General features: G+C 36.3%; 3 protein-coding genes. All 3 read right to left on the bottom strand.

Features of this window, described 5'->3' with window-relative positions; all coding sequences use genetic code 11:
- Positions 1 to 2: 2 nt before the first annotated feature.
- The 3 genes from ATE84_RS25190 to ATE84_RS25180 all read right to left on the bottom strand — a co-directional run bounded on the left by ATE84_RS25190 (position 3) and on the right by ATE84_RS25180 (position 16567).
- Positions 3 to 11969: a LysM peptidoglycan-binding domain-containing protein gene (locus tag ATE84_RS25190; protein WP_101450529.1), complete on the bottom strand. Its 11967-nt coding sequence runs from the start codon at positions 11967 to 11969 to the stop codon at positions 3 to 5.
- A 73-nt stretch (positions 11970 to 12042) separates the two neighbouring features.
- Positions 12043 to 15645, bottom strand: a complete 3603-nt coding sequence (locus tag ATE84_RS25185; protein WP_101450528.1) for a hypothetical protein — start codon at positions 15643 to 15645, stop codon at positions 12043 to 12045.
- Positions 15646 to 15874: 229 nt separating this feature from the next.
- Positions 15875 to 16567 carry a hypothetical protein gene (locus ATE84_RS25180; protein WP_101450527.1) on the bottom strand — a complete coding sequence of 231 codons (693 nt, stop codon included), beginning with the start codon at positions 16565 to 16567 and terminating at the stop codon, positions 15875 to 15877.
- Positions 16568 to 16610: the final 43 nt, after the last annotated feature.

The following is a 16610-nucleotide window of genomic DNA, read 5'->3' as shown; positions in this document are numbered from 1 at the left end:
TATTACATGTCTGTAATATAATCTAATGATAGTGTTAATGTTCTTAATCGAATTAATGGTTTAGGTTGTGCTGTTAGATTAGAAAATATAGTGAGGTCAAACCAAAGTGATGCTTCGGTATTATCTACTTGATTTGTACTATACCATTCTTTAATACTATTTGCCCAATCAGAAATCATTTGTTTTAGTGCTTTATCCGATCCATTACCTAGTACTTGTATCGACTGTAATGGTTGCATAATTACCGGAAGGAAAATATCACTTAGCTTGCTGTTTGCCTGATAGCTATAATTAGCATTCATTAAAATACTAATGGTATCCTGGGAGTTTTCTGCCAATAACGTATCAAATAAAATAGTAAGCTGTTGTTCTAATGTTTCAACATTAGGGCTGGACGGATTATTTATCGTTGCAATATTTAGTGGTTTACTACTATCTATAGTTGGATGAAATGTATTTGAAAACCCTATATTACCTGTCGTATATACAAAATCATCTGCAGATGGTTTACCGGGTACTAATTCTACATTACGCTTCAGGTTTGCAGTGGTGTCAGCATCCTGTCTGTTTAGGATATTCATTGTAGGGATAAGTACCTCACGATTTGCTATAGATTGCCCAATAGAAGCTTCAAGGATTTCCCCTGTATTTTTAGAAGTATAATAATAACTATAACTAGCTCCATCCTGAGGGTCAATGCTAATTGCATTGTAATCAGGGATATTCACAATCGGGATACCAATTCCTTCTGGTACTGCACCAAAAATGTTAACTAATAATACTCCTGTAGTCGTTTCTATTGTTGTAGAACTTTCTTTGATGTAAAATGCATATGGATCTGCAGTATAGCCTTGTTTTAATAGCTCATTAAAGGTGTTAAGAGCAAAGCCATTACTGGTTTCTGCGGCATCTGCCATTTTGGAAACCATCTGGTTATAGGATGATAAGGCCACTGCTGCTGATTCGAACTGAGAAGCATCTGTAGTCGTAGCATCGATCTTGATTAATGTATCATTAAATACCTGATTGATGTTAGGAAAAACAGAAATGAATTCAGCCATTTGTGCAAATGCATCATCAAAACCGGCAAGAGCTTTAGCCATATTCTCCTGAACATTAAACAGAATCTCAATATTAACCTGATCCTGAGGATAGTGAAAGGATTGAGAATACGTGATCTGGTAATTCCAATTCAGGATATCATCTATGGCATTAGTATCTGTAGTATAAGGATAAGAACCCTCTTGCTTAACCATTGCTGGTGCAGTGGGGAAGGACCTTAAAATCAAAGGAACTTTAAAATTGCCTAATGAAGTTTCTATTGGATTGGTTTTGCTTTTTGAAATAAAACTTAACCATGATGATGCTTTATAATCTTCGATTCCCGGAACCGAACTAATTTGATGCTCGATAGCAAAGCCAGCATAGGTAATATCCAGATCTAGATAGGATAATACTTCATTTTCGGTACCTCTAATGATATCTGGAGAAGAAAGTAGGAAGGGTAGCTTAGCATCTTTACTTTCATCTAACGCCAATTTTGGTGAACTTAGACTAAAGGATGTGCTGAAGTTACCACCATCAACTTTTTGCTGTACTGTATGATGTAGTGGAGGTGTAATAACGTTTCCAACTTCATCAAACAATGTATCTGCTATAGTTACTATAGTTTTATCGATTACAGCATCTCCACTTAATTTTAAACGTACAATGCGATTATTTTCACTAAGTAATGAAGCGTTTAAAACATGTATATCATCTGAAACGGTGTAATTACTTATTTTTTCTGCTTCTTCTTTACTCATAAAATTAGAGAAGAAAAGATACACTATAGTAGCTTCTTCCTGATCTAATTCTACCCCCATAAAAGCAAAGTTCAGATTTATATTTCCGTAAAGTTGAGGAGTATCTGCATCTTCGGGAACAGTATCTGCCTGTACAGTAGCGGCAAACTGAATTCCGGCACGAGTGGTATACGCATTACTAAGTTTAACTAATAATTGTTGTAAGAAGGTTTCCTGAATATCAGACGTATCTGCTGTCTGCCCTGCAAAAACAGGTACCATCGATAGTTTAAGGATTTCTGCCAGGCGTTTTTTATTGGCCAACATATCGGTGAGGAATGTTGTACTTCCGAAATTATCGACTAATTGAATAGCAGCGGTGAATTCAGGAGTTAATACATCATCAATACTCGAAAAGATCTGTTTACCCCAGAGATCCATATCAATATTTTTAAAATCAGTATAGGTAGAAGGAGTAGAGAAATCTATCCCCGTCTTAGGATTAAAATAATAGATAGGAATGTGATCTTTTGTCTCTAACTTATTAGATATTGGTTTTGGTGCAAAAATCACCGGGTTACTGGTATCGTTGATCTCATATCCAATACTGGTAGCCGAATCAACACCTAATCGAGTAGCCCATATTTCTGTACCCCCAGCATTACTTAGATTCTCATCGCGGTCCACACCAGAAGTAACTTTAAGTTGATACACATCTTTTTTGGATAATGCAGTTTCAAAACCAATCGCAAAGTCTTCTAAACCTGTAGTTGTTCCTGATTCTGCTTTTGATAAAGGTGGAATACTAGTACTTGCGGATTTAATACCTCCGGTAGTTTCAAAATCACCAGAAATAGAACCTCCAATACGCTCGATGGTAAAACGCAACTCTAATCTGAATATTTGCTCGGTATTTACCTGTGCAGTATTTATGTCGAAGGATATGGTGTGATCACTATCTGGTGTCGCAGTAGTAATTTCTCCCATACTGCGATTAGCTAAGAATAGATAGATAGAAGCAATCCATTCCTGAATCAGGCTGTTCACATCATCCTTGCTTAGTACAAAAGCATCAGAAGTTAATGTAGTATCTATTTGAAAAGCGATACCATTAGGGTCGGTTAACTGATACCAAATCTGAGTATAGGTTTGTAGATCCCTGATTGCCTGTTCTATGACTGTAGAAGTAGCCAGATCTTTATCATTGTCAGCGCTAAATTTAGACCAACCGTTAAAAACAAGAACGTTCTTATCACCAGGATCAGTTAAATCTGCTTTAACATTACTTATAGTAACTGTGATTTCTACATTTTCGGGAATGTTATCTACCGTAATGGTAACTGATTTTTTATCAGCATTAAGAACAATAGACTCGATATTGACATTTTGATCAATAGTATAATTAGTTTTGTCTATAGCACTGGTTTCATCTACAGTTACAGTATATTGACCCAGAATGGTAGTATTGTTTTTTGCTGTTGTAGTGATCAGTCCCTGATAATAACTAGGGTCAAAATTTAATCCCGTATCTAGTTTGGCTTGCCCTTCTTCGCCGGTTACCATCCAGGAAGAACTAACTGAAGGCCACTGGTTAAGTCCTAGAATAGCATCTGTATATCCTGTTAATACAGGTGGTTCATTTAATGGTTCATTACTGGTTGCCGAAGGATCCGATAACTCGCTTATAATGCTGTTACCATAAATATCCTGCCATGCAAAATTAACTTGAAGAATATCACCTAATCCCAAATACGGACTATCGTTTCCGTCTGGAAGATCATTTTCTGAAGCGACTACCTCTTTACTAAAACGAGTATAAGGTATGCTTACCTGGTAGTCCCAGTTATCATTGGCAGTTAGTGTTTTTGGAACCTGGATTTTATCAGTACTCTCTGGGTCTTCTGCATCTGTTGTCGGACCAGAAGGTAATCCAATATTACTACTGTTAAAATAATCATTAGCTACTACCTGATAGGTTAGTGAACTATAGACATTTTGTAAGAATAGCTCTCCAAAACCTGCTGTTTTTGGATTATCGGGAACAGGAGCAGGTATTGGTCGTATAGCGTCTATAGAAGTTGTGCCTGCTGCAACGGTAGCTGTCCTGATTTTTGGACCCCCGGTACTTTTAATCTCTTGACTATCGGCAAATATCCCTACAACATCCTGATTGTAATTGGCCATAGAGGAAATATTCTCTCCATAAAAATCGGATAATGAAAAGAAGGTAGTGCCACCAGGGCTGGTACCTATGGTGATCGTAAGCTGCGGTAAGAAAATAGAATCAAATAAGTTTAGCTGATCAGGTAATTCGCTACCTGATTTCTGTTTGTTGATTTCCTGTATAGCAGCAACAGTAGTCTCAAAACGGGTAGCGATTTCCTGAAGCGTATTACCACCAACTCCAACTTCATAGATACCTTCATTGATATTTAATTTAATTGCTGATCTAAGGGTCAACTCTTGATTATCGGTGGCTACATCGGCTACATTTCCGTAGTAAGCATAGGCCAGTTCACGTAGTGTTTGTGTATTAGCAGATGCTAACTTTATGGTATTAGGATTTGATTGTGCAAAGAGTACAGAGTTATCTTTATTAATAGTTTCTCCATTAGCAAAAACATTCATATATGAAGTTACTGTATTTTGAAAGCTTTCTTCAGAGGGTTTGCTATACATTACAATAAATGATAATGTAGCTTCGCCGTTATCATCAAAAATACGATCCGGAAGCCCTTGTTTATTAGCTGAATTAAAGTAGTATAAATAGTATCCTCCATTTCTGGTGATACTGGCTTGCCATAGTAAACGTAAGAAATCTGTTTGTGTATTGAGCAATCGCATTTTTTCATCTTCGGTACGGACTGCACTTTTAAGCATGAGATCAAAAGCCATATCAGGTCTTGTTTCCGTAGAGAGATTTACCTGGGCTAATCCCATAGTAAGTGCATTTTGTGCATCTGTCTGGATACCGTCTGGTGTACTTCCATTAGAATTAACTGCATAAGCAGGGATCAAACTGGCAATTAGCGAATTGTTATCACCGATTTCGCTAACTATTTTTTCAAGAATATTAGCATTATTACTGTTTGCTCCAACTACTTCATAAGTAGTCTGTGTAGATGGACTATCAGAAACTACAGGTACTTTCTTGATTGTAACTTCTACGAGAGATCCTAGTCCGTAATATGTAGCATCATGATTGATCATCTTTTTAGAGACCTCATCATATTGGCCTATTAAAAATTCCATTCTTGGGTTAACCGCTCTGGTATTTAGATCCGGAAGTTGCAGTAACGTATCTGGTAATGGCCATAAGCTTAATGCCGGCACACCAGGAGGAGTACCTCCATATGGTAGGTTAATAGCAGAAGCAGCATTCCAAACAATCTCTGATGTATATGGATAACTAGCTTCACTATTCGTAAATAAATCAGTAACACCTAAGAAACTAAGACCAGTATTTAGTTTGTTTTTGGTAGCATATTCAGCAACCTTATTTATACGGATAGCATCATCACTATCGGGTTTAATAGTAATTACCATTTTTGTAGGATCATCACCATTAAAAGATAACCATTTTAGAATTTCTGGTTTTTTGCTAAAGGTAATTTCAAAATTATTACCTTCTGTAAGAGTGGGGATAGGAAACTGCTGACCATTTAGTGCATATAGTCCTGCAGATTCAAGATCCCCGTATGATAAGACACCTTTATTATCTTCTACCCACATCCCTTTATAGTTTGGTGTAACTCCATCTACCGGAAGTTTAAGACCGGCAAGATAATATCTGGAAGTCATACCTGACAAATGTTGTATGCCCTGAGTAGCCTGAATTTCTTTAAGTAACTCTCCTACTTTAAATTGTTCCAGATTTGCCATGTCCAATGTAGCAGAATCAAATAGATCCGGAATCTCACCATTATTATGGTTTTTGTCAATTGGTTTCTTGGCCAGATCCTTTTGAGTAACATTGAATTTAGAAGCAATACTTCTCAGGCTATCTCCTTCAATAGTAGCATATGTAATTAGAGGAATACGCAATGTAGCAACAGGAAGTAATAAATTTGCTATAGAAGCAATATCTCCGTCAGTAATCAAAATATCAATATCAATTTCGTTTCCTTTGGGTACGATAGCATTGATAGCATCAACAACTTTGACTAGAGATTGAGAAGGTAAAGTAGTGTAATCGTATGTATAATTGTTATAGGTAAAACTAATAGCGATACCTTCTTGCAGAATGTTTTGAGTTTCTTTGTTTAGCATTGCCAGGCTATTTCCATCAAAACTCTTTCCATAAATACTTTGATTGGCAACACTATCAAAGGTATCTCCCTGTTGTACTGTGTATGTACTATTGGGGATATGCATAGTTTTACCAGAATTCAATGCTATCCCAGAATTATCATTAAAAAGTTCATCAACAGTATAGGCCATTTCGCCAGAAAGATCACCATTATCATTAATCCATTTTACTATACTATCTGGACTATCCCCACTACTGGTATAATATTTAAAATCTTTTAAAGAATCCTGAGCATTCTGGACCATTTGTTTGGCAATCAATAAGAAATAGTCGCTGAATACAAAATTACCTACAGAAATATCTTCTCCTTCTGCAAAGGCCGCAAAAGTAGCAGGATCTTTCTCCTGCATTTGAATGGCTAATTGATCGAAGTATTTTCTAAGATCACTTATATATGTAGAAGAAATAGTGTTATAGTTTTTAAAATCATAGGTCACTCCTTTGTAATCAGTATCATAATCTGGTGTCGATAATTCTAGTGATAATGCCATTGGGAAGAATGCAGCATTGACATCTGTTTCTTGTTGTGGTTGTTCCTGGATAAGCAGATTAAACTGATCTGTCATAAAAGAATCTATAGCTTTTGTCGGGATTGGACTTGGATTAGAAGGGTCACTAAAATAAGCTAATAATTGTGTTAGCTGTGAACTGGTGACAGGAGTAGTATCTACTTGTTCACTAGTGATAGACCCATTCTGAAGCGCAGCTATTGTCCATCTAAAAATTTCTTTACTTAGTAATTCAAAAGAAGAATCTGTAGTGTCTTTAAAAGCTTTTTGATATCCATCTATACGATTTTCTTGTGGTGATGTCATCGATTCTAAGAAAAGCATAGAAATATAACATGCCTGTTGCTCGCTTAATTGGGTAGCTTTATCACCGGCCATAGTAAGCCCTAGTCCCAAATATCCTGTTAGCGGTACAACTGTTGCTGCTTTTTCCAGATTAGACCAGTTTGGTGTAACCTGAGTTAATGCTACTGTAAGCGGGTTATGTAAAGCGATACGAAGTTGTTTCGCATTTTGTAATTCATTCTGCGCATATGCTTTTAAAGCGATACCAGATTCGGCAGTTTGCCATGGTGGATTGCTTGCTATTGCTTTGATTGTAATGCTTTGACTGATGCTTGCAGAGAAGCTGAAATGCATTTTTATTTTGAATAATCCCAGGTTTATACTCACACTTAGTGAAACACTTACCGAGGCTGATAACTGAATTACAATAGGTTCATAAGGAGAAAACGTTAATTGAGCCAATAACCTGATGTCAATATTAAGATCTGCTTTAATGATAGCAAAATCAATAGTACCATATAGTTTTCCTATGACACCTACTGTACCTCTAAACCAGAAATAATACGCTTCTGCTACCTGGGCATCATTAGATGAAGAGGTCGTCGTTAATTGATATGGATTAAACTTAGCCAGAACCCCTTCCAAAATAGCTACTGCAGTAAGACTAAATCCTGCTTTCAAAATACCAGCATCAAAATCATATCCAAATCCAAACTGTATACCGAAACCAAATACCAAAACAGGATTAAAGGTACCATTAGTAGCATCTGGTACTTTATTGGTTGTAGCACTACTAAGTTTACCAAAATAAACTCCGGCAGAACCCATTACAGGGATCGGGATACCAACAGGTGTCCAAATCAAGGTTTGAAAAGTGAATGATCGAGAAAAATCTTCTTTCCATGGAAATCCTATATCTACCTGAAAATCACCATTAGTGAATAATTCTATACCAAAAATTGGTAATGTAAGATTAACCTGGCCTAATTGTATTTTTCGCATTACGGTAGGTAAAGCAATTTCTGCCTTATACATACCTATGGTATCACTTATCTTTTTATATAAAATCTGAAAATCCAGACCTTTAAAAATACGGGCCGGTTCTCCTTCGAGAGCCAGGCGTAATGCATATAGATTAGGATCATTAAAAACAATCTGCATGGTGATAAAATAATCACTGCTACTGGTATCAGATCCATTAGCCAATGCAGCTGCTGAAGTAGATTTTTTATCTTCTTCAAGCTTAAGTACTCCAAAATCCATTCCTACCAACCAGTTACTGTTGGGATCTAAATTGATGCCAGGAATTTCTCCAGGTTCAGTAGGTGGCAGACCAACCATAATATCTATAGCATCTTGTACTTTTTCTACATTCTGGAAGCCAGGTATTTCAACATGCTGTCCTAATGCCAGTAAACGTAAATCCAGATACTTATTTCCTTGCCCCGAAGGAGAAGGTGTGGTTTCTGGTTTGGCAGCATCCCAGGCTAAAGACTCCTTAGGGTTGTCTTGCCATAAAAAACTACCATCTAAAGTAACCATTACCCCATTATCTTTTGGATCAGGTTGATTTGATTTGTAGGTAATTCCAATAGATTCTATAGTAGCAAACCCTAAAGTAATTGAGCCTATCCCCAGACTGAAACCAACCTGTTTTGATGTGAAATCATACTTTAGACTTAAGTTGTTAAGTGGTATCTTATCGAGAATATTCCAGGGGGCAGCTAGTCCAAATTGAGTTCCTGTTGCCCAGGACACCATTTTTTCTACCATACTACCAATAGTGGTAGATTCGGTAAAGCTTAATTCTGCGATATAATGAGGTTTTGCTTTAGTACCAATATCTTTTACTTCACCTTTTAAGAATTCCCAGATAATTCCAAAAGATTTTACGCTAGGATCAAAATCATAAAATGCTTGAAAATTAATACCCAGCCAGGTAACATCAGCATTAATATTACCGTAGTATCCTACTTCTGTTTCTTCATCTTTTTTACCATATGCTACCATAGCATTACCGGCTATCTTAAGATTAAGGAAATCAATCTCCCAGGGTTTAGCAGTTTTACCACTAAACTCCCAATATTTGGTTTTTGACTGGATTTTAAAACCAAGGCCATCAATAGCATAATCGAATCCATCCTCGGGTTTCCAGGTTGGTTCGATATAAAAAGTGAGGAGCTGCCCAATTTCTAAGGCACCAGAGGTCTGTGTTCCGGTAAATGTCCAACCACTTCCTGTGGCATAGGAAGATTGTAGTGATAGCCCAATTTTCATACTTTCGGGTAATACTACAAATTCACCTCCAATACTGACTTCATTACTACCTGTATTGTGAATTATATTAACTGTTAGTTTATTAATCGTGAAAAGAGGTCCTATAACTAAGGGTTTATTAGCCTCAAGAATTGTATTTAGCTGATAATATTTTTCATTTGGTTTTAGGTCAAAGTCCAATAAGGTCACGGCAGTCTCTAAATCCAATGGTCCTGCACCAAATAATTTCAGTAGGTCACTAAGCTGGATTACACCATCACTTAATCCTCCGTGGACTTTAAAATCGGGATAGCTACCTAAAATAGTAACCGTTCCTTCGCCTATTTTAAAATCACCAGTTACCGTAAATTCAATTTTTCTGTTTGCTACGTCCTGTACATTATAAACCTGTACATCTACGCTGGGATTAATTTGAAAAGGAGGATTTGCAGACAATTCCCACGGCGTATCTGTACTCATTGCATAGGACATATAATCAAATGCATGAGTTTGATTGTTATAATGCAATTGAATGTCTTTTAAACCAAAACCTGCCATTCCATTCAAAGGAGGTTGAAGTACTTGAACCAGATTAATACCTCCGGCCATCTGGAAAAAACTGGATACACTAAGAGGACTGCTAAAACCGCCAGTAATAAGCCAGGTGCTCTCTTCTTCAGGGTATTTAATCATTGTTTCCAGTACTATAGGATCATTATTGGGATCTTTTCCAGACCCAATAATATTCCCCTTCAAACCTCCTTCTACTGCACTTCCGGCTTCGTTAATTTTTAAACTGAAACCAGGTTTTTCGAAACCTATCCAAGGGATTCCGTCGATATTCCAACTTTGATTTATTTCCGTTTCAATCTCTGTTACAACCGACTCTTCGGGACTGGTAAAATTTAATGTAATATTAAAATCAGGGCCAAAGGCAGTTGTTGTTCCTTTAGATAAGGTAACCTGCGTTACTGTATCTCCGTCTTTTTCTTTTGTGATATCCTCTTTGTCTACGGTAATAAAAAACAAATTACCCGTTACGAGTTTGAAAAAAGAGGATAAGTATGTATTGGGTAATGCATTTAGGATATTTACACCACCGTTACTATAGTTATTGATAAGTTTATTATAAACACCTTCTAATGTAAGTGCTTCTTCTTCTAAAACCATTAGATCAGTATCAGAACTGGTTTTGGTACGAGCTTTTGAAGAAGCTAATAGCGTAACAACGGGCAGGACTAATTTAACTCCTACCAGACCAAGCATTAATTTATCATGAATGTCCTGCTGATAGTAGGTTCCTAAATTCGTAAAATAGGTATGTACATCATTAGATTGGGTATATGAATTAATCATAAATGTTCCCGAAACAGCTAATGCATTGTAGTACTCTTCGGGTTTACCTGGATTTGTTTTTTGCAGATACGTATCAAAAGTTTGATTTCTGAAATTTAATGCTGCAGTTTTTGCAGCTTCTGCAACAGGGGAATAGTTTACAGCAGACAAGGTAGAAGGATAATTGGCCCTGTCTTCTTCTCCTGTTTTCGGAATTTGTAGGAAAGGTCGTCCTAAACTAATAGGTAGACTAGAAGATCCTTGACCTTCAAAAACTCCAGGTAATCCCGAATTGGCATAGTAATAATTATAAACTTCCTGAGGAACTGGCCCAAGAGTGATAGCCACTATTTCTTTATTTCCTGCACTAGTAAGTGTACTGGTTAGATCATCAATTTGTACATAGCTCCCATTTTTGTAACCTTCTACTAATGTTAGTGTATATCCACCATCCATTAGTGGTTTTACTTGTTGCCCCAATTTAAGAATAAAATTATTTAAACTTAATTGGGCATAAGCTCCCATGAGATCGGTATCCAGATAAGCTTCTTTGATTTTTGCTTTGAGAGCTGGCAGAGAGCTGTTTTTATTTTTTAGGTCATCCGCAAATGCCGAGACATAATCAAAAGGCATTTCCTGGTATTTTTCTTGTATTTTGGCAATATCACTTAGGATAAAAAATGCGATGGGTGTATTACTGCTCATTTGTGCAGTAAAAGCAGAAAGGATCAAATTTAAGGTCATTTCTGCCGGACTAGAAAACTGATGCAAACCATATATTGGCCAAAGGCGAAGTTCCTTTTTAGTAGTATGGGCATTATAAATCGACTCGGCATTTATAGATCTTATTTTTAGATCGGGATTATAAGTTTGATTTTTGGCATACCATGTCCATAAGGTTTCTGGAACAGTTGTTAAGGAGTCAGTAGGGAATTTAAAGGCTAATTCTGCAAATGAAGCTGATTCTTTTGTTAAATCATAAGGGTCTTTACCTTTGCGTTCTATTTGGTTAGGTGCTTTTTCCCATAAATAAGGTTGTAGTCTTAAAAAATAGGTGACATTAAAAAGGTCGGCATAATTTACTTCGCTGTTATCAGCTCCGCCAGTAAATCCAAAATCGATTTGTTCCAGGTTTGGTTTTGTGTCTTTATATTCTAAAAAGGTAATAGTAGCTTTGCCATAAGTGATACTAGCTGTTGAGATATTATCTGGAATAAGCCCGGTAAGTAATATAGCCAGTTTACTAGGTGTATCTGATCCCGAATAGATCATCAGAATATTTTTAGAATAGTCGGTTGCATCAACTATTCTTTTCATGATATTTACTGTAGTGGCCTGATGTCCAAAATTGGGAGTACCGTCTACATAAAATCGTAGCTCATCCTTGCTTTTTATAAGTGCAAGCATGTCCTTTATTGACGCACTGGTAGTAGACTCACTAGCATCCTGCCCTTGCATTAATTTGCTTAAAAGATCATTGAAGTCGCCCATCTTAAAATATTTTTATGATTTGTGTAATTCTTTACAGAATTATGATATGTTGGTTATAAATGTTGTGTCTATACTATTCTACTAGTGTTGCTATCTTCTTATTACTGGTTAAGCTTTTTATAGAACTTGGGTCATCTTTTTTGTACATAGCATACCAACCTAGTCCAGATGATTTTCCTCCAGAATTGGGATTACCAAACAGATAAAATAAAGAAGAACCATTGGGCGGTATTTTAAGTAAGCCCAGAAATTTCAAAGCAATTTGGGTAAACATAAGAAGGAATGATTTCTGATTATCGTCAAAAGCTAATCGAAGCTGTCCTATAGAGAGTTTGAGTACTGATTGTAAGCTAATCAATTTTGCTCCTCCTCCTGTACCCGGTAGGGAAATGCCAATGTTAGCATTGTAATTATCTCCAGTGCTATCAGGAGCCCAGTTTAATAGTAGAAAAGAGTCTAAACTTACCTTACCAGCCAATTCCCCTGGAGTTCCCATATTTAGCTTAAAATCCAAACCATACCAGGTAGAGTTATCAACCCCAGATAATCTAACGTCAGGAATTACAGTTAAGAATCCTTTGTCCTGAGGGCTTTTTTCACTGTTTCCGATAATTAAACCTTTTAGATCCAGTGCAAAATTGATAAACAAACTTTCGCTTCTGGCAGTACTGGTGGTGATATCAAAGGTGATTTCTCCTGCATCAAAATTCAGGGATTTATTTTGTTGTGGGTTTGCAATTTCATAAACCATAGCAATCCCCAGATTGCTGAAATTAAGACCACTTCTTGGAGTGAGGTTATCGTTATCAGGACTTCCAAAAGAGAAAATATCAAAATTAGTTGTGTTTTCTGAATCACTTGTATTCTCAATAATTTTATAATCAATGAATCCCTGCATACTAAACCAGGATTCATCAAACCCTTCTTTGGGAGAGTCTCGTGTTGTTAATAATACATCTGTAACCTCTATTTTATTATAGATATTACTATCAAACAGGAAGATATTATCTTCAATACTACCCATGCTATATACTGCATTACCATTGTTAATCTGAAAACTACCTTTGAGTAAAATATTTTTGAAAATATTTTTGGGATTTCCCATACTTACTACTTCACTATCAAAAAGTGTATTGATGGTTAATTGAGAATAACTTTCAAAGTTTTTTACTGCAGTATTCTCGAACAAAACTTTTAACGAGAGCAGTCTAAAGTCATAAGTATCTGCTGTGGTAGGAGAGATGGTTTCTGGTGGATTAGCGGTATCATCAAAATCTGGATCTACATAATAAATCAGACCGAACATAGTGCTGGATTGATCAACAACAGCTCCAGTATTTTTGGTATCTCCTTTTTTTACAGGGCTTATTTCTACCGCAAAATGATGTGCATTAAATGCTTCGGGATTGGTGATCCCAGCCATGATGCCCTGAAGATTTGTTGGGATTTCTTTAATATCCATTCGCAATACCAGAATACCCGTCCAGTTTTCATCGGTAGCGATTTCATTAAATTTAGAGAAATATTCGTTGTCAGACTGCTCATATGTTTCTTTGAAATAAGATTGCAGCCATTGGGATAGTATGATCAATTGATCGGTATCTGGTTCTTGTTGTGTTCCTTCAGAATTAATGGTAGATGGAGAACCAAATTGATCCCGTTGTGTCCATTTTTTGGGATTAGCGACCAGGCTTTCTTTAGCACTAATTTCTGAATCAGGATTAGGATCATATAATTTACCTTTACGTCCTTTAATGATCATGACATTTTTGTAGTTGTTGTATTCACTTCCTTGTCCTACATTGGCTTGTAATTGCCAACTATCAATACTCACGATATTATTAAATGTAGCCGTTAGAGGATCTTCTTCACCTAATGCTCCTAAATATTTTGAATTCGCAGTGACTAAAAAGAGGTCACTAGTTTGTAATGCCTCGACCAGTTCGTTTTCGGGATTTAAAAACTCTAGTTTGTACTTTTCATTATGATCTGTATTCTGACCTAAGAAAACTTCGTTCCATAAGGTTTGTCCTCCGCTTTGCGTTGTAGTGGCTAAAAGCCCTGACGGAGTGGTAGAAGTAGTTGGAGTTACTCCATTTTTATTTACCATTTGTTTTGCAGATAGCAATGATGTATTAGTGCTTGCTTTTCCAATGTTATTTCTACGAGTTTGACTGATGATTTGGCTTTCAAATGTTTCTGTGTCTGATTCAGAAAATGAAGTGACTCCATTTCCTACGGTTAACCCCAAATATGGAACTATCGGGAATAAGGTTATATCATCGGCTGTATAGGTAAACCCTAAATTATTATGAACAAATAGATCCTGATATTTATATAAGGAATTACCTTCTCCATAAAGAGCCGAACCCTTTGGTTGAGATACATAGGTAACCGTATTACCAGAAGTGTTTAGTATAGTTGCCCAGGAAGTTTCTTTTGTATGAGTTAATAAAGGTGCAGTTGGTGATTCAGGTGCTTTTACAGACGAAGCAGCTTCAAAAGGGAATTTAGGTGCCAATGCTGCATTTTTAGAAATAAAACGAATGGTATCTCCTTTTTGACTAAGAGTGAAAAATTCTGTACCCTGTAGACCGCACATCATATAATATTCACCGGTAGTTGTTTCTTTTTGAAATTCAATTTCAAAATCTCCTTCGGGAGTAAAATGAAATTGTTCTGTATTACTATTATCATTAATAGCCCCTGTAGAAATTACCAGACGGGCATTATATATATTGTTAGCTTCTTGTTTAGGTAACAGTGCTATTTCATTTCCGTAATTAGAAGTGAAATAAGAGTATAAGGTAGTATCTCTTTGATCGCTGTTTTTGCCGGTAAAGTTAAAATAGGTCCTTCTTGAGTTGTATGCTGTATTGATATTACATACAGTAGAATCATCATTAGGGCAGGGATCAAAGGTTTCATTAGTAACATCTGATGGATCAATAACAACACTAAAACCAAGATAATCTCCTGCAGGAGTACTTTGGGCTAGTGGTAGCCATTCTGATAATGAATCTTCATCTCCTTCTTCTGGAAATAGATATTGAAACCCCCATTTTAGATCATCTAAAAGAGAAAGCCTATTGATAAAAAAATTAGAAAAGCGTATACAGCCACGTAACTCTCCCGAGAAATCAATGTATCCTACTTTGGTAGGAATAGTTTTTGGAGACGAAGTTCCTGAAAAATCAATCACCAGATTACCCGGATTACCATTAAGAGTAATTACACTGGAAGCATCATCCAAAATGAGACTCATTCCATTTTGTATGGTAAGGTTTAAGCTTGAGGTAAGAGGTGCCTGTAACCCTGTATTTAAACTAGAACCGTCTGCACTAAGTCCCATGAGTGATGTATTAGACTTTTCGATTTCATTGATATCAATCTGTTCAAGCCATATCATTGCTCTGTTGGCAGAGCTAGAAGAGATTAGTTCGTTTATGTTTTTTACGAAAATTTCGGCATCAGCATTGTTTTCAATGGAAGGTGCCTGTGCAGAAAACACAAAATTTCCATTATAATATGTATTACTCAGAGCATCTTTTAGATTAATAGTGCCGCCAGAGGGGTCAATACCTTCTGGAGTAACAAAAGCAATAAAACCACGATCATCTGCTACATTTTCAGCGATATATAACTGATTGATAAACTTCTTAGAGAAAACTGTCATGTCTAACTAATTAAGATGGATAAAAGCGATAAGCTTTTCCTTGTTTTAAGAGAATATATGAGCACTACCAATTTGTTTTTAAACAAAAAAGCATTGATAATGAATAGAATAGCCTTTGTGATATTCAGGGAAGTAAAGACCTATGTATACACAGGTCTTTACTTATCTGAATAGACAAATTAATCGGTTACTCCTTTATGGATATAAAAGGAGACACACACCTGAACGATTAATTAGTAAACGTATAGGCAGCAGCCATAGTTTCCTGATTACTATTTGCTGTTGCGCTATATCCGCTCATGAAAATAGCGATAGTATAGGTAAGACCTCTACCGATACTTATATTATTAAAGGCTCCACCATTATTACTCGTGATCTGAACCGCAGATAACGGACGAGCGTAATATGAAGGAGCTCCTGCTTGCCAGATAGCTGCCCAGGCACCATTTCCTTTAAGATCGATTTGATTTGGGAAATTCTCCAAACTAAAAGATACACTGGTTGTACCAGGTTTTACGTTAACGATTGTTCCTTCAAAATTGTTAGATGGACTTGGTTGTCCAGCTGCAGGAATAAATGAAGAAGAACAAATGTTTCCATATGTCTGTGCAGGGTCGTTTAATGTTGGGCCAACAGCATACCCAACAATGTAACTATTGTTATTAAGATCTAGACCATCAAAGTTTAAAGATCCTGCTTGTGTATTACTTGGTATTACTTTTCTTTCAAGTGGCGGAGTACCAAATGGGATCTCGTTGCTGTTCTGCCATAATACTACTTGGTTTCCAAAAGTATTAGGTTGATTCCCAGAAAGCGTATCGTAAGTAATGTCAAGAGAATTGGCCGTAATGGTAGTAATCTCAATTTTTGTAGTTAATACCGTTGTTGATTTTCCTTGTTTTTCTAATGTTGCAGTACTCATAATTGTTTAGATTTAAATGTTAATTTTAGGTTTTAAAAATGTA

It is taken from the genome of Aquimarina sp. MAR_2010_214, from assembly GCF_002846555.1.
Taxonomy (GTDB): Bacteria; Bacteroidota; Bacteroidia; order Flavobacteriales; family Flavobacteriaceae; genus Aquimarina.
The sequence above is the reverse complement of the archived record's forward strand: the minus strand, read 5'-3'. Positions and strand labels throughout refer to the sequence as shown.